Below are 15070 nucleotides of genomic sequence, written 5' to 3' on the forward strand. Positions count from 1 at the left end.
TCGACGCCCGCGGCGCGGAGGCGGGCCGCGCCGCCGGAGGACTCGGCGCCCGGGTCGGCGACGGCGTAGGCGACGCGCGCCACTCCGGCCTCGATCAGCGCGGCGGCGCAGGGCCCCGTGCGGCCGGTGTGGTTGCAGGGCTCGAGCGTGACGACGGCGGTCGCTCCGCGCGCCCCGCCCGCGGGCAGCCGCCGGAGCGCGTCGACCTCGGCGTGCGCGGATCCGGCGCCGCGGTGGCGTCCCTCGGCGATGACGCGGCCGCGGGCGTCGAGGATCACGCAGCCGACGCGCGGGTTCGGTCCCCAGGCGGGACCCTCGGCGGCGAGCTCGAGGCCGCGGCGCATCGCGCGCGCGAGCGCGGGATCGCTCACCGCCTGCGCGTGCGGCACCGCCTGGGCGTGCGGTGCCGTCGGGTCGTCGTGCATGGTGTCCTCGTCCGTGGATGGACTCCGGGCGCGGTCGACGGACCTCGACGCCGGCAGGGTCGCTGGCGCCGCGTGCTGCCTCCCATCCGGACTCTCACCGTCGGTCCCGGATTCCCACCGGATCGGCGGACGAGGCTCCCGGGGACCCGGTCGCGCATCGTCCGTTCGCGGACTGTCACCGCCGGCTCGGATTTCCACCGACCCCGGAGCACGTGTATCCCTCGAGATTAGCTCACGGGGCGGGGAGGACCGCCGCCGATGACGGGATGCGTCGCGGAGCGGCTGTGCGGCGCGGGTGCGGGAGGGCGTCAGGCGCCGGCCAGCGCGTCCACGGCGTCGGCGAGCTGCCCGAGCGCGGTGATGCGCACGATGCCCGCGCGCTCCGCCCGCTCCTGGTCCTCCGGCGGCACGTCGGGCCAGCCGCGCTCGGGGTCGCCCGCGGGGTCGCGCGCCGGATCCGTCGTGCCCGCGTCGGGGTCGAGCCAGACGGCGCCCGCGAGGCCCGCGTCGGCCGCGCCGAGCGCATCGGTGCGGAGCCGGTCGCCCACCATGACGACCTCGGCCGGATCCACGCCCGCCTCCTCGCACGCGAGCAGGAAGATGCGCGGATCCGGCTTCGTGAAGCCCAGGTCGCCCGAGCAGACGACGGGGGAGAGGCGGTCGGTGAGCCCGGCCGCGGCGATCTTCGGCTCCTGCTGGCTGCGCTCGCCGTTGGTCACGACGCCGAAGCGCACGCCCGGGTGCCGTCGCGCGATCTCGTCGAGCGCCTCGTGCGCGCCCGGGAGCGCCCGCCACGACGCCTCGTAGCCGGCGAGGTATCCGCCGAACCAGGCGTCCGTCGCGGCGTCGTCCTCCGCGAGGGCGTCGGCGTCAGCTGATCCGCGCGCGGCGAGGAACCCGCGCACGCGCGCCCGCCGCTGGCCCTGGTAGTCGAGCTCGCCTGCGAGGTACCGGTGGTAGTGCTCCTCCTCGAGCGCGACCCAGAGCGCCACCGCCTCGTCGACCGCGACGGCGTCGGACGCGTCCAGCAGCCCCCGCGCGGCGAGGTGCGCGGCGATCCCGTCCGCCACGGCGCCGCGGTGGTCCACCAGCGTGTCGTCGAGGTCGAGCAGGACCAGCCGCAGGGTCATCGGGCGCGCCGCACCAGGCCGACGGCGTCGTAGACCCGGCTGAGCATCGCGTCCGCCCGCTCCTCGGCGCGCGCCGCGTTGCCGGCGAGCACGCGGTCGAGCTCCGCCGGGTCGTCCAGCAGCTCCAGCGTCCGGGCGCGGATCGGCTCGAAGACGCCCGTGACGACCTCGGCCACGTCCTTCTTCAGGTCGCCGTAGCCGCGGCCCGCGTAGCGCTCCTCGAGCGCCGGCACGGCCGTGCCCTCGAACGCCGACAGGATCGTCAGCAGGTTGGAGACGCCGGGCTTCTCGCCGCGGTCGAAGCGGATCTCGCGGCCCGTGTCGGTGACGGCCGAGCGGATCTTCTTGGCCGTCTTCGCGGGCTCGTCCAGCAGCCACACCACGCCCGCGTCGCTGGCGGACGACTTGCTCATCTTCGACGTCGGGTCCTGCAGGTCGTAGATGCGGGCCGTGTCCTTCTGGATCATGGGCTCCGGGATCCGGAAGACGTCGCCGAACCGCCCGTTGAAGCGCTTCGCGAGGTCGCGGGTGAGCTCCACGTGCTGCTTCTGGTCGTCGCCGACGGGCACGACCTCGGTGCCGTAGAGCAGGATGTCGGCCGCCATGAGCGTCGGGTACGCGAACAGGCCGAGGGTCGTCGCGTCGGCGCCCTGCTTCTGCGACTTGTCCTTGAACTGGGTCATGCGGCTGGCCTCGCCGAAGCCGGTGAGCGTGTTGAGGATCCACGCCAGCTCGGTGTGCGCCGACACGTGCGATTGCACGAAGAGCGTCGAGACGGCCGGGTCGATGCCCGCCGCGATGTACTGCGCCGCCGTGCGCCGGGTGCTCGCGCGGAGCGCCGCGGGCTCCTGCGGGACGGTGATGGCGTGCAGGTCGACGACGCAGAACACGGCGTCGTGCGTGGTCTGCAGCTCCTTCCACTGGAGGAGCGCGCCGATGTAGTTGCCGATCTGCAGCGAGTCGGCGGACGGCTGCATGCCGGAGAAGAGGACGGGACGAGCGGTCATGGCGATGCCTTCGTTCGGGGAGCGCGAGGCGCTCGGGGCGCCGGATGCGGCGCGAGAGGGGAGGGGGATCAGATGGCGTAGTCGACGACGACGGGCGTGTGGTCCGACCATCGCTGGTCGTACGCCTCGGCGCGGTCGACCGCGTAGCCGGTGACCTTCGCGGCGAGGGCCGGGGTCGCGAGCTGGTAGTCGATGCGCCAGCCGGTGTCGTTGTCGAACGCCTTGCCGCGCCAGCTCCACCACGTGTAGGGGCCGTCGACCTCGCCGGCCTGCTGGCGGCCCACGTCGACCCAGCCGAGGCCGGGGCCGGTGGATCCGTCGACGCCCTGGACCTCCTCGCCGGCGGGCCCCAGGATCCGGTCGAGGTAGCCCCGCTCGCGCGGCAGGAACCCGGCGCGCTTCACGTTGCCCTTCCAGTTGCGGATGTCGAGCTCGCGGTGGCCGACGTTGAGGTCGCCCACGACGACGGCGAGCTCGGAGTGCCGCGCGATCTCGGGCAGGCGCCGCTCCATCCCGTCGAGGAACCTCCACTTCTCGTCCTGCTTCGGGGTGCCGACCTCGCCGGAGTGCACGTAGGCGCTCACGACCGTGACGATCGTGCCGTCCACGTCGTAGTCGGCCTCGAGCCAGCGGCCCGCGCTGTCGAAGTCCTCCTCGCCGATCGCGACGCGGTGGATCTCCGCGCGGCGGCGGCTCGCGATGGCGACGCCCGCGCGGCCCTTGGCGGTCGCGGCGTCGTGCAGCACGTTCCACTCGGGGCCGAGGAGGCCCTCGATGTCGCTCGTCTCGGCGCGGACCTCCTGGATGGCCAGGATGTCGACGTCGCGCGTGGCGAGCCAGTCGCCCATGCCCTTGCGGAACGCGGCCCGGATGCCGTTCGTGTTGATGGACGCGACGCGGAGGTTCGAGGGCATGGTCTCGATCCTAACGGCGGTGCTCGCCGCGCAGCCGGAGCAGGACCCGTCGCAGCCCGCGCGACCGGGCGTACCGCTCCCGGGCCCGTTCGCGCTCCTCCTCCTCGAGGATCCGGCGGGCCGCGTCGAGCTCCGCGAGCCGCTCCTCCTCCAGCTGCTCGGGCGTGAGGTCGCGCGCGTCGATGCCCTTGTCGGCCATGCCCACGGCGATCCACGACGCGCAGATCAGGATGACCTGGCAGATCAGGTTGAACCAGATCAGCAGGCCGATGATCACCGCGAACGACGCGAGCAGCGGGTTCCGGCTCGCCCCGCCGAGGAGCGCCGTGCCGAGCACCTTGAGGACGCCCATGGCGACGCCGCCGAGGAGCGCGCCCTGCAGGAGCTGCGGTCGCGGGATCCGGACGCCCGAGAGGATCCGGTAGGCGCCCGCCAGCACGGCCGTGTCGAGCGCGAGCACGAGCGCGAGGCCCACGGTGCGGCCGACGACGATCGCGAGCAGCGAGTCCTCGCGCACCTGCACGAGGCCGAAGACGAAGCCCAGGAGGCCCGTGCTCACGACCGACAGGGCGGCCGAGAGCAGCATCGCGAGCGCGAACACCAGGGCGAGCCCCAGGTCCTTCACCTTGAGGAGCAGGAAGAACGTGGTGGGCGGCGGCAGCTGGAAGATGCGGCGCACGGAGTCGCGCGTCGAGGCCAGCCAGCCGAGCGCGGTGACCAGTAGGCCGATGGAGCCGATGATCCCCGTCGTCCGCACCGCATCGGACGCGAGCAGCGCCTCCGGGTCCTTGATCGCCCCGCCCGGGCCGAACAACCCGGGCACCGCGCCCTGGATGAGCGTGAGCAGCGACTCGAGCAGCGCCGGGTTGCCCGCCAGCACGGATCCCGCGACCGAGAAGCCGACCGCGAGGGCCGCGAACACCGCGAAGACCGCCTGGTACGACATGCCGGCGGCGAGGATCGGCCCGCCCGCGGCCCCGTAGGCGAGGAACACCCGCACGGGCTTGAGCTCCATGACCCGGGCGATCAGTGCGGGGATGCCGGTGGGGGCCGGTCCGTCGGCGGACGGCGTCGCCCCCGTCGCGGGGGAGCCGGGTGCGGGGCGCTCGGGCCGTCCGCGGCCGTCGGGGGCGGTCATGCCCCGAGGATACGGGCCGCCGGGCCCCTGATAGCGTGGACGGGCCGTTCCGGCAGCCCCACCGGACAGCCCACCCGCGCACGCCGTCCGTGCGCGCGGCCGCACCCGAGCGAGGAGTCCCCGTGCGCATCACCGGTATCGGAGTCGGACATGGAGTGGCCGTCGGGTCCGTGATGCGGATGCCCGACCCGCTCCCCGAGCCCACCACGGATCCCTTCACGGGCGACGCCGCGGCCGAGGTCGCCCGGGTCTCGGAGGCGCTCGCCGCCACGGCCGACGACCTCGCTGAGCGGGGTGCCCGCGCCGGCGGCGACGCGAAGGACGTGCTCGACGCCCAGTCGCTCATGGCGCGCGACCCCGCGCTCCTCGACTCGGTCGGCCACCTCGTCGGTCAGGGCCGCTCCGGTGAGCGCGCCGTGTTCGAGGCGTTCGCCACCTTCCAGGAGCTCCTCACGGGCATGGGCGGCTACATGGCCGAGCGCGCGGCCGACCTCGCGGACGTCGCCCAGCGCGTCATCGCCCGGCTCCGCGGGGTGCCCGCGCCCGGCATCCCCACGGCCGACGCGCCCTTCGTGCTCGTCGCGCGCGACCTCGCGCCCGCCGACACCGCGCTCCTCGATCTCGACCGCGTGCTCGCCCTCGTCACCACGGACGGCGGCCCCACCAGCCACACCGCGATCCTCGCCCGCAGCCGCTCCATCCCCGCCATCGTCGGGGCGAGGGGAGCGGCCGACCTCGCGGAGGGCGACGAGGTCGTCGTCGACGCGGCCGCGGGCGTCGTGATCGCGCACCCGGACGCCGCCCTGCGCCAGGACGCCCTCGACCGGATCCGCGCCCGCGAGGAGGCCCTCGCCGCGCCCCTCACCGACGGCGCGCTGGCCGACGGCACGCCCGTCCCGCTCCTCGCCAACCTCGGATCCCCGGCCGAGGCGGCGCGCGCCGTCGAGCTCGGCGCCGAGGGAGTGGGCCTCTTCCGCACCGAGTTCCTGTTCCTCGACGCCGCCGAGGCGCCGTCCGTCGCGGAGCAGACCGTGCAGTACACGGCCCTCCTCGCGGCCTTCCCCGGCCGCAAGGTCGTCGTCCGCGCGCTCGACGCCGGCGCCGACAAGCCGCTCGCGTTCCTCACCGGCGCGCACGAGGAGAACCCCGCGCTCGGCCTCCGCGGCCTCCGCGCCCTGCGCGCCGCCCCCGAGATCCTCCGCGACCAGCTCACGGCCCTCGCCGCCGCGGACGCCGCCACCGACGCCGACCTCTGGGTCATGGCGCCCATGGTCGCCGACGCCGAGGAGGCCGCCTGGTTCGTCGACCTCGGCCGGGAGCTGGGCCTCCGCACCGTCGGCGTGATGGCCGAGGTGCCGTCGCTCGCGCTCCTCGCCGACCAGGTCGTCGAGGTCGCCGACTTCGTGAGCATCGGCACCAACGACCTCACGCAGTACACGATGGCCGCCGACCGGATGCTCGGCTCCGTCGCGTCCTACCAGGACCCGTGGCACCCGGCCGTCCTCCGCCTCGTACGCGCGCTGGGCGACGCGGGCCGGGCGTCCGGCACGCCCGTCGGCATCTGCGGCGAGGCGGCGGCGGATCCGCTCCTCGCCGTCGTCCTCGTGGGCCTCGGCGCGACGAGCCTCTCGATGACCCCGGCCGCCCTCGCGGACGTCCGCCTCGAGCTCGGCCGCCGCACCCTCGACGACGCCCGCTCGGCCGCCGAGGCCGTGCTCACCACGCGCACGGCCACGGAGGCGCGCGCCGCCGCCGAGCGGATCCTCGCCGACCGCTGATCGGCGGCCCGGGCGACGCGCACCCGGACACGACGACGGCCCCGCCGCTCCGAGGAGCGGCGGGGCCGTGCGCGTGCGGGGGAGCGGCGGCGCTACGCCTTGCCGCGCATGATCGCCTGCTTGACCTCGGCGATCGCCTGCGTCACCTGGATGCCGCGCGGGCACGCCTCGGAGCAGTTGAAGGTCGTGCGGCAGCGCCACACGCCCTCCTTGTCGTTGAGGATGTCGAGGCGCACGTTCGACTCGTCGCGCGAGTCGAAGATGAAGCGGTGCGCGTTGACGATGGCGGCCGGGCCGAAGTACTGGCCGTCGGTCCAGAACACGGGGCACGACGACGTGCACGCGGCGCACAGGATGCACTTGGTGGTGTCGTCGAAGCGGGCGCGCTCGGCGGCGGACTGGATCCGCTCCTTGCCCTTCTCCGGCTTCGTGTTGGAGATGAGGAAGGGCTGCACGTCGCGGAACGACTCGAAGAACGGCTCCATGTCGACGACGAGGTCCTTCTCCAGCGGCAGGCCCTTGATGGCCTCCACGTAGATGGGCTGGTCGATGTCGAGGTCCTTGATGAGCGTCTTGCAGGCCAGGCGGTTGCGCCCGTTGATGCGCATCGCGTCGGATCCGCACACGCCGTGCGCGCAGGAGCGGCGGAAGGTCAGCGACCCGTCCTGCTCCCACTTGATCTTGTGCAGCGCGTCGAGGACGCGATCGGTCGGGTACACCTCGACGTCGAAGTCCTCCCACCTCGGCTCGGCGTCCTGGCCGGGGATGAAGCGGCGGATGATGAGGGTCACCGTGAAGGTGGGGATGGCCGAGGCCTCTCCGGCGGGGGGTGCGTCCAGGGTTGCGGTGCTCACGGGTGCGTTCCTATTCCGTAGGTGGTGCGGTGATGTGCGGCGGCGCTGACCCCGCGGGTCAGTACTTCCGCTCCATCGGCTGGTAGTTCGTGATGACCACGGGCTTCGTGCTCAGCTTGATGTGGTCGCCGGCGTCGGTGCTGTGCGCGTCGCCGGTGAGGTACGCCATGGTGTGGACCATGTAGTTCTCGTCGTCCCGCTTGGGGAAGTCCTCGCGGAAGTGGCCGCCGCGGCTCTCCTTGCGGTACATCGCCGAGTACACGACGACCTCCGCCAGGTCGAGCAGGAAGCCGAGCTCGATGGCCTCGAGCAGGTCGGTGTTGAAGCGCTGGCCCTTGTCCTGCACCTGGATGTTCGTGTACCGCTCGCGCAGGTCGGCGATCACCTTGGTGACCTCGATCAGCGTGTCCTCGGTGCGGAACACCTGGGCGTTGCGGTCCATCGACTCCTGCAGCTCGCGACGGAGCGTCGAGATGCGCTCGGTGCCGTTGGAGTTCCGCGCACCCTCGACGAGGCCCTTCACGAAGTCGGCCGCGTCGGCGGGCAGCGGCGTGAAGTCGACCGTCTTGACGTACTCGGCCGCGTAGTTGCCCGCCCGCTTGCCGAACACGTTGATGTCGAGGAGCGAGTTGGTGCCGAGGCGGTTGGATCCGTGGACCGACACGCACGCGCACTCGCCGGCCGCGTAGAGGCCGGGCACCACGGTCGTGTTGTCCGAGAGGACCTCGGCCTTGATGTTCGTGGGGATGCCGCCCATCGCGTAGTGCGCGGTGGGGAGCACGGGCACGGGCTCCGTGTAGGGCTCGACTCCCAGGTACGTGCGCGCGAACTCGGTGATGTCCGGGAGCTTCGCGTCGATGACGGCGGGCTCGAGGTGCGTGATGTCGAGGTAGACGTAGTCCTTGTTCGGGCCCGCGCCGCGCCCCTCGCGGATCTCCGTGGCCATGCACCGGGCGACGATGTCGCGGGGCGCGAGGTCCTTGATGGTGGGGGCGTAGCGCTCCATGAAGCGCTCGCCCTCGCTGTTGCGGAGGATCGCGCCCTCGCCGCGCGCCGCCTCCGACAGGAGGATGCCGAGGCCCGCGAGGCCGGTCGGGTGGAACTGGAAGAACTCCATGTCCTCGAGCGGCAGGCCCTTGCGCCAGATGATCCCGACGCCGTCGCCCGTGAGGGTGTGCGCGTTCGAGGTGGTCTTGTAGATCTTGCCGAAGCCGCCCGTGGCGAAGATGACGGCCTTCGACTGGAAGACGTGGATCTCGCCGGTCGAGAGCTCGAGCGCCACGACGCCCGCGGGCTGCTCCTTGCCGTCGACCTCGGCCATGACGAGGTCGAGCACGTAGAACTCGTTGAAGAAGTTGATGCCGAACTTGACGCAGTTCTGGTACAGCGTCTGCAGGATCATGTGGCCCGTGCGGTCGGCCGCGTAGCACGAGCGGCGGACCGGGCTCTTGCCGTGGTCGGCCGTGTGGCCGCCGAAGCGGCGCTGGTCGATCTTGCCGTCGGGCGTGCGGTTGAACGGGAGGCCCATGTTCTCGAGGTCGATGACCGCGTCGATGGCCTCCTTGGCGAGGATCTCCGCCGCGTCCTGGTCGACGAGGTAGTCGCCGCCCTTGACGGTGTCGAAGGTGTGCCACTCCCAGCTGTCCTCCTCGACGTTCGCCAGCGCCGCGGCCATGCCGCCCTGCGCCGCGCCCGTGTGCGAGCGGGTGGGGTAGAGCTTCGAGATGACGGCCGTGTTCGCCTGCGGTCCCGCCTCGATCGCCGCGCGCATGCCGGCGCCGCCCGCACCCACGATCACGATGTCGAACTGGTGGTAGTGGACGCCGTCCACGATGGTGCTCGTGGAGGGCTCGGAACCGGGGGTCGCGGTGTCAGTGGTCACGGGCTTCTTTCTCGAGGCGGATGGGCGGCGGGGATCAGATGTCGCCGCAGAAGGAGGGCAGGAGGTCCGCGGGCTGGCCGGCGGGGCACGGGTCGAACGTGAAGACCACGAGCGTGCCGAGCACGATGAGGACCACCGTGGACGCGACGAGCGCGCCCTTGAGGATCGTCCGGGTGCGGGGCGACGCGGCGTAGTCGTTGACGAGCGTGCGCATGCCGTTGGCGCCGTGGATGACCGCGAGCCAGAGCAGCGCGATGTCCCACACCTTCCAGAACGGGTCCGACAGCTTGCCGCCGACGAACGCGAAGTCGATGGCCTTGATGCCCTCGCCGTTGATGAGGTTGACGTAGAGGTGGCCGAAGATGAGCACGACGAGCACGACGCCCGAGGCGCGCATGTACATCCAGCCCCACTTCTCCCAGTTGATCCCGCCCTGGGGGCGCGGACGCGGCTGGCGCGGACGCTCGATGCTCACCTGCTGTGCGATGTCACTCATGATCAGATCCATCCCGCTTCGCTGAACACGTTCATGAGGTGGCGCGGCACGAAGCCGGCCATGAGCACGACCCACAGGCCGATGACCACGTAGAACATGAGGCGCTGGTGCTTGGCGCCGAAGCGCCAGAAGTCGATGAGGATGATCCGCAGCCCGTTGAGCGCGTGGAACCCGATCGCGCCGACGAGGGCGACCTCGCCGATGCCCATGACGGGGTTCTTGTACGTGCCGATGACCGCGTTGTACGCCTCGGGGCTGACCCGGATGAGGCTCGTGTCGAGCACGTGCACGAGGAGGAAGAAGAAGATGGACACGCCGGTGATGCGGTGCAGCACCCACGACCACATGCCCTCGCGGCCCCGGTACAGCGTCCCGGCGGGGACCTTCGGTGCGCGTGAGCTCTGCGGTGCCCGGGTTCCTGCCGTCTTGATGGACACGGAACGACCCTCCCTGATGCTGGTGCTCCGTGGGCGGAGCCCCTTCCGCGCCGTCTTTGCGCGTCCTGACGAGTCTACGGCCGGTCCCGGGCGGTCGCCCGTTAGGGGACCCTAAGCGGCGAGGACGACCCGCTGCCCGGGCGGCGGTGTCAGGCGCCGACGGGCACGGCGTCGGGCGCCGTCGGATCCACCGAGGCGAGCGACGACCGGCGCGCGGAGACGGCGCGGCCGTAGTGGCCGATCAGCTCGTCGCCGATGGTGGCCCACGAGCGGCCGAGGACCGCGCGGCGGCCGGCCTCGCCCATGCGGAGGCGCATCGGCTCGCTGGCGGTCAGCTCGGCGACCAGCCGCCGCAGGTCCGCGTCCCTCGGGGACGCCGGGTCGAAGAGGAACCCGTCGGTGCCGTGGGCGACGAGGTCGATGGGCCCGCCCGCGTGCGGGGCGACGACCGGGAGGCCGGAGGCGTGCGCCTCCTGCACCGTCTGCCCGAACGTCTCCTCGGTGCCCGTGTGCACGAACACGTCCATCGCGGCGTACGCGGCGGCGAGCTCGCGTCCTCCCACCCGCCCGAGCCACGTGACGGGCATGCCCGCGAGGGCGCGTCGGGCGGAGGCCTGGCTCGGGCCGTCGCCCGCGATGAGGAAGCGGACGCCGGGCAGCCCGCGGAGCGCCTGCAGGCGCTCGAGCTGCTTCTCGGGGGCGATCCGTCCCACGTAGCCGACGACGATCGCGCCGTCCGGGGCGACCCGGCGGCGGAGCGCGACCGCGTCCCCCATCGCCCGGTTGCGCGGGTGGTAGCGGTCGAGGTCCACGCCGCGGCCCCAGCGTGCGACGCGCTCGACGCCCGCGGCGGCGAGGTCGGCGGCGGCGGCGCTCGACGGCGCGAGCGTCAGGTCGGCGCCCTGGTGGATCCATCGCACCAGCCGCCACACGTACGGCGCCGTCGCGGCGAGGCCGTTGCGCCGCGCGTAGCCGGCGACGTCGGTCTGGAACACGGCCACCGACGGGGTGTCGATGCGGGTCGCCGCGGCGATGGCCTGCGCGCCCAGGAAGAGGGGGGAGGCCGCGTGCAGCACGTCCGGCGCGAAGTCCGTCAGGAGGCGCAGCACCTGGGGGTTCGGGATCCCGACGGGGAACTGCCGGTAGGCGATGGCGGGCACGCCGTGCACCCGGAAGCCCGCGAACTCCGCGGGCGCCCCGGCGTCGGGGGCGATGACGAGCACCTCGTGCCCGCGGTCCCGCAGGTGCTCGAGGACACGGCAGACGCTCGTGGTGACGCCGTTGACGGTGGGGAGGAAGCTCTCGCTGACGACGGCTACGCGCATGCCGCCGACGCTAGGCACCGGCGCCCAATACGGCCCCGCGGCGTCGTGAACGCGCCCTTGCCGGCGCGTGAACTCGGCGCATCCAGCGGGCTCCGGGCCCTCTACTAGGGTGGGCCCATGGCCGAGCAGACGAGCGCGATCTCCCGTTTCTACAGCGTCATCCCCGCTGGGGGAGTGGGCTCCCGGCTCTGGCCCCTGTCGCGCGCCGACGCCCCGAAGTTCCTGCACGACCTCACCGGATCCGGCCGCACGCTCCTCCGGGACACGTGGGAGCGCCTCGCCCCGCTGTCCGGCGAGGACCGGATCATGGTCGTCACCGGCCGCGCCCACCGCGCCGCCGTCGAGGCCCAGCTGCCCGAGCTCGCCGACCTCAACGTCGTGCTGGAGAGCGAGGGCCGGGACAGCACCGCGGCCATCGCGCTCGCCGCCGCCATCCTCGAGCGCCGGGAGCCGGGCGTCATCATCGGCTCATTCGCCGCCGACCACGTCATCGCCGACCCCGACCGCTTCCGCGACACCGTGCGCGAGGCCGTCATCGCGGCGGACGCCGGCTACATCACCACCATCGGCATCACGCCCACCGAGCCCGCCACGGGGTTCGGCTACATCCACACGGGCAAGGCGCTCAGCATCGCGGAGGCGCCGCACGCCCTCGAGGTCGCCTCGTTCGTGGAGAAGCCCAGCATCGGGGTCGCCCGCGGCTACGTGAAGGGCGGCACGCACCTCTGGAACGCGGGCATGTTCATCGCGCGCGCGGACCGCCTGCTCGAGGAGCTCGGCCGCACGGAGCCGGAGCTGCTGAAGGGCGTGCTCGAGCTGGCCGAGGCGTGGGATACCGCCGACCGCGGCCTCGTCGTCGACCGCGTCTGGCCCAACCTCAAGAAGATCGCCATCGACTACGCGGTCGCCGAGCCCGCGGCCGCGCGCGGTGCCCTCGCCGTGATCCCCGGCCGCTTCGCCTGGGACGACGTCGGCGACTTCGCGTCCGTGGCCAAGATGCACTCGAACGGGCGGAAGTCCGACCTCGTGATCCTCGGCGAGGACGCGCGCGTCCTGTCCGACGCGTCGAGCGGCATCGTGGTGGCGAACAGCAAGCGCGTGATCAGCCTCATCGGCGTGCGCGACATCGTGGTCGTCGACACCCCGGACGCGCTCCTCGTCACCACGAAGGAGAACGCGCAGCGGGTCAAGAGCGTGGTGGACGCGCTCAAGCTCAGCGGCGGGACGGACGTCCTGTAACGAACGGGTAACGAACCCCTCCGGGGGTTTCCGGCGGCCGAGAGGCCCAAGAGCCGCGCCGTTAGATTCCGGGGATGCCCCGCATCCGCCGCCTCGCGCGCGCCGCCTCCCTGTCCATCGCCTTCCTCTCCGCCGCGGTCCTCGCCGGATGCGGCGCGGCCCCCGAGCCCGGCGCCACCTCGGCTGCCGCGAGCGGGTACTGCGCCCGGATGGTCACGAACTCGGGCGGCCTCCAGGACCGCTCCTTCAACCAGTCGAGCTGGGAGGGTCTGCAGCGCGCCGAGCAGGAGCTCGGGATCCAGGCCGACGTGCTCGTGTCGACGTCCGAGACCGACCTGGCGCCGAACGTCCAGCAGGCCGTCGGCACAGGGTGCGGCTTCGTGCTCACCGTCGGCTACGAGCTGGCCGAGGCGACCACGGCGGCGGCGGCCCAGAACCCCGACGTGCACTTCTCGATCGTCGACGAGGTCGTCGACGCCCCCAACGTGAAGCCGCTCGTCTTCGACACCGCTCAGGCCTCCTACCTCGCGGGCTACCTCGCGGCGGGCGTCAGCCAGACGGGCAAGGTCGGCACCTTCGGCGGCGGCAACCAGCCGCCCGTCACCCTCTTCATGGACGGCTTCGTCGACGGCGTCGCCGCCTACAACCAGGCCCACGGCACGAGCGTCCAGGCGCTCGGCTGGGACGCGGCGGCGCAGGACGGCACCTTCACGGGCGACTTCGAGGACGTGTCGAAGGGCCAGACCACCACGCAGAACCTGCTCGACCAGGGCGCGGACGTCATCATGCCGGTCGCCGGGCAGGTGGGGGAGGGTGCCGCGTCGGCGATCCTCGCGCACGGCAGCGGCAAGCTGATCTGGGTCGACAACGACGGCTACGACACGCTTCCCGCCGAGTACCGGCCGCTCCTGCTCACGAGCGTGCTCAAGGACACCGGGCAGGCCGTGGTCGACATCGTGGGGGACGACCAAAAGGGGTCCTTCTCCTCGGAGCCGTACGTCGGGACGCTCGCGAACGGCGGCGTGGGCCTCGCGGGGTACCACGACCTCGCCGCCTCGGTGCCGGCCGGGCTGCAGTCAGAGCTCGACGCGCTGAAGGCCCGGATCGTGTCCGGCGAGGTCGAGGTGCGGTCCGTCTCGACGCCGTAGCAGGACCCGTGTTGCCGCGGTGTTTCGGGGCCGTCGCGAGTGGATAACGCTTGCGCCCCCGGTCCCGATCCGGGCGCCGGGAGCATTCCCGCGCATGGGTAACATGAACGCACATCGCCCGGGGGACCCGGGCTGCACCTGGAGGCCACAGTGACCATCACCACCCGAAAGGCCGCCCTCGGCGGTCTCGCCGCCGTCGGCATCACCGCGATCCTCGCGGGCTGCGGCGCCGCCCCCGAGTCGACCGCGGGAGGCACGGGCGCCGCCGCGAAGAGCGACCTGCGCACCTGCATGGTCTCCGACTCCGGCGGCTTCGACGACAAGTCGTTCAACCAGCTCGGCTACGAGGGCCTCAACAAGGCGGCGGATGACCTCGGGCTCGTCAAGCCGAACGCCGTCGAGTCGGCCGCGGAGACCGACTTCGCGCCGAACCTCACCAACCTCGCCGACCAGGGCTGCGGCCTGATCGTCACCGTCGGCTACCTCCTGGCGGACGCCACCAAGGAGGCGGCGGCGTCCAACACCGACATCGAGTACGCGATCATCGACGACGCGACCATCGACGCCCCGAACGTGAAGCCCATCACGTTCAACACGAGCGAGGCCGCGTTCCTCGCGGGCTACGCGGCGGCGGCCTACTCGAAGACCGGCACGGTCGGCACCTTCGGCGGACTGCAGATCCCTACCGTCACCATCTTCATGGACGGCTTCGTCGACGGCGTGAAGTACTACAACGAGCAGAAGGGCAAGGACGTCAAGGCCATCGGCTGGGACGTCGCCAGCCAGACCGGCTCGTTCACCGGCGGGTTCGAGGCGAACCCCGCCGCGAAGACCAGCGCGCAGACGCTCATCGACCAGGGCGCGGACGTCATCATGCCCGTCGGCGGCCCGATCTTCCTCAGCGCGGGGCAGGCGATCCGCGACTCCGGGGACAAGAAGGTCGTCATGGTGGGCGTCGACTCCGACGCGTACGAGAGCGCGCCCGACCTCAAGGACCTCTTCCTCACCTCGGTGCTCAAGGGCATCGACGCGGGCGTCGAGGACGTCGTGAAGACGGCGGCGGACGGGAAGTTCGACGCGACCCCGTACGTCGGCACCCTCGAGAACGGCGGCGTCGACATCGCCCCGTTCCACGACTACGAGTCCGAGGTCCCGTCGGAGCTGTCCGGCGAGATCGAGAAGATCAAAGCCGGCATCATCGACGGCTCGATCACGGTCGAGTCGCCCTCGTCGCTGACGAAGTAGCATCGAACGCACCGCGGGGGGATCGGCAGGCGCCGGTCCCCCCGCCGCGTGT

At 72.5% G+C, this 15070-nt stretch carries 14 protein-coding genes; 4 read left to right on the forward strand and 10 right to left on the reverse strand.

Annotated elements, in window-relative coordinates; all coding sequences use genetic code 11:
• The 5 genes from AWH51_RS08550 to AWH51_RS08570 all read right to left on the reverse strand — a co-directional run.
• The coding region (locus tag AWH51_RS08550; RefSeq protein ID WP_254654522.1) for a bifunctional diaminohydroxyphosphoribosylaminopyrimidine deaminase/5-amino-6-(5-phosphoribosylamino)uracil reductase RibD at nt 1-425 on the reverse strand (425 nt) is incomplete at its 3' end.
• 308 nt (nt 426-733) lie between these two features.
• Complete coding sequence (locus AWH51_RS08555) at nt 734-1555, reverse strand: HAD family hydrolase (protein ID WP_063071666.1); 822 nt, start codon at nt 1553-1555, stop codon at nt 734-736.
• The gene (trpS, locus tag AWH51_RS08560; protein WP_063071667.1) at nt 1552-2562 is read right to left on the reverse strand and encodes a tryptophan--tRNA ligase; all 1011 of its coding nucleotides are present in this window, start codon (nt 2560-2562) and stop codon (nt 1552-1554) included. Before trpS ends, AWH51_RS08555 begins: the two co-directional genes overlap by 4 nt.
• A gap of 68 nt (nt 2563-2630) precedes the next feature.
• Nucleotides 2631-3476 carry an exodeoxyribonuclease III gene (locus AWH51_RS08565; protein ID WP_063071668.1) on the reverse strand — a complete coding sequence of 282 codons (846 nt, stop codon included), beginning with the start codon at nt 3474-3476 and terminating at the stop codon, nt 2631-2633.
• Between the two features lie 10 nt (nt 3477-3486).
• Nucleotides 3487-4614 (reverse strand): YihY/virulence factor BrkB family protein, encoded by a 1128-nt coding sequence (locus AWH51_RS08570; RefSeq protein ID WP_063071669.1) that lies wholly within the window; start codon nt 4612-4614, stop codon nt 3487-3489.
• Between the two features lie 122 nt (nt 4615-4736).
• On the opposite strand from AWH51_RS08570, the gene ptsP reads away from it, so the two are divergent.
• Nucleotides 4737-6392: a phosphoenolpyruvate--protein phosphotransferase gene (gene ptsP, locus AWH51_RS08575; protein WP_081235001.1), complete on the forward strand. Its 1656-nt coding sequence runs from the start codon at nt 4737-4739 to the stop codon at nt 6390-6392.
• Nucleotides 6393-6484: 92 nt separating this feature from the next.
• Here ptsP and AWH51_RS08580 read toward each other — a convergent pair whose 3' ends face one another.
• The 5 genes from AWH51_RS08580 to AWH51_RS08600 form a co-directional block, all read right to left on the reverse strand.
• On the reverse strand, nt 6485-7246 hold the full coding sequence (locus tag AWH51_RS08580; protein ID WP_063071670.1) for a succinate dehydrogenase iron-sulfur subunit: 762 nt from the start codon (nt 7244-7246) through the stop codon (nt 6485-6487).
• Between the two features lie 58 nt (nt 7247-7304).
• Nucleotides 7305-9128 carry a succinate dehydrogenase flavoprotein subunit gene (gene sdhA, locus AWH51_RS08585; protein ID WP_063071671.1) on the reverse strand — a complete coding sequence of 608 codons (1824 nt, stop codon included), beginning with the start codon at nt 9126-9128 and terminating at the stop codon, nt 7305-7307.
• Nucleotides 9129-9162: 34 nt separating this feature from the next.
• Nucleotides 9163-9624 carry a succinate dehydrogenase hydrophobic membrane anchor subunit gene (locus AWH51_RS08590; RefSeq protein WP_063071672.1) on the reverse strand — a complete coding sequence of 154 codons (462 nt, stop codon included), beginning with the start codon at nt 9622-9624 and terminating at the stop codon, nt 9163-9165.
• Between the two features lie 2 nt (nt 9625-9626).
• Nucleotides 9627-10061: a succinate dehydrogenase, cytochrome b556 subunit gene (gene sdhC / locus AWH51_RS08595; protein ID WP_081235003.1), complete on the reverse strand. Its 435-nt coding sequence runs from the start codon at nt 10059-10061 to the stop codon at nt 9627-9629.
• A gap of 149 nt (nt 10062-10210) precedes the next feature.
• Nucleotides 10211-11386, reverse strand: a complete 1176-nt coding sequence (locus tag AWH51_RS08600; RefSeq protein ID WP_063071734.1) for a glycosyltransferase family 4 protein — start codon at nt 11384-11386, stop codon at nt 10211-10213.
• Nucleotides 11387-11503: 117 nt separating this feature from the next.
• Here AWH51_RS08600 and AWH51_RS08605 point away from each other — a divergent pair, with 117 nt between their 5' ends.
• From AWH51_RS08605 to AWH51_RS08615, 3 genes are all read left to right on the forward strand, one after another.
• Entirely contained in the window at nt 11504-12625 is a 1122-nt protein-coding gene (locus tag AWH51_RS08605; RefSeq protein WP_063071673.1) for a mannose-1-phosphate guanylyltransferase, read from the forward strand.
• A gap of 74 nt (nt 12626-12699) precedes the next feature.
• Nucleotides 12700-13773 carry a BMP family lipoprotein gene (locus AWH51_RS08610; RefSeq protein ID WP_063071674.1) on the forward strand — a complete coding sequence of 358 codons (1074 nt, stop codon included), beginning with the start codon at nt 12700-12702 and terminating at the stop codon, nt 13771-13773.
• 150 nt (nt 13774-13923) lie between these two features.
• Entirely contained in the window at nt 13924-15018 is a 1095-nt protein-coding gene (locus AWH51_RS08615) for a BMP family lipoprotein (RefSeq protein ID WP_063071675.1), read from the forward strand.
• Nucleotides 15019-15070 lie beyond the last annotated feature (52 nt).

It is taken from the genome of Clavibacter tessellarius (assembly GCF_001618005.1).
GTDB lineage: Bacteria > Actinomycetota > Actinomycetes > Actinomycetales > Microbacteriaceae > Clavibacter > Clavibacter tessellarius_A.

Excerpts from the sequence above, each read along its gene's own strand:
- AWH51_RS08555 (WP_063071666.1), bottom strand. The coding sequence starts at position 1,555 with ATGACCCTGCGGCTGGTCCTGCTCGACCTCGACGACACGCTGGTGGAC.
- trpS (WP_063071667.1), bottom strand. The coding sequence starts at position 2,562 with ATGACCGCTCGTCCCGTCCTCTTCTCCGGCATGCAGCCGTCCGCCGAC.
- AWH51_RS08565 (WP_063071668.1), bottom strand. The coding sequence starts at position 3,476 with ATGCCCTCGAACCTCCGCGTCGCGTCCATCAACACGAACGGCATCCGG.
- AWH51_RS08570 (WP_063071669.1), bottom strand. The coding sequence starts at position 4,614 with ATGACCGCCCCCGACGGCCGCGGACGGCCCGAGCGCCCCGCACCCGGC.
- AWH51_RS08590 (WP_063071672.1), bottom strand. The coding sequence starts at position 9,624 with ATGAGTGACATCGCACAGCAGGTGAGCATCGAGCGTCCGCGCCAGCCG.
- AWH51_RS08600 (WP_063071734.1), bottom strand. The coding sequence starts at position 11,386 with ATGCGCGTAGCCGTCGTCAGCGAGAGCTTCCTCCCCACCGTCAACGGC.
- AWH51_RS08605 (WP_063071673.1), top strand. The coding sequence starts at position 11,504 with ATGGCCGAGCAGACGAGCGCGATCTCCCGTTTCTACAGCGTCATCCCC.
- AWH51_RS08610 (WP_063071674.1), top strand. The coding sequence starts at position 12,700 with ATGCCCCGCATCCGCCGCCTCGCGCGCGCCGCCTCCCTGTCCATCGCC.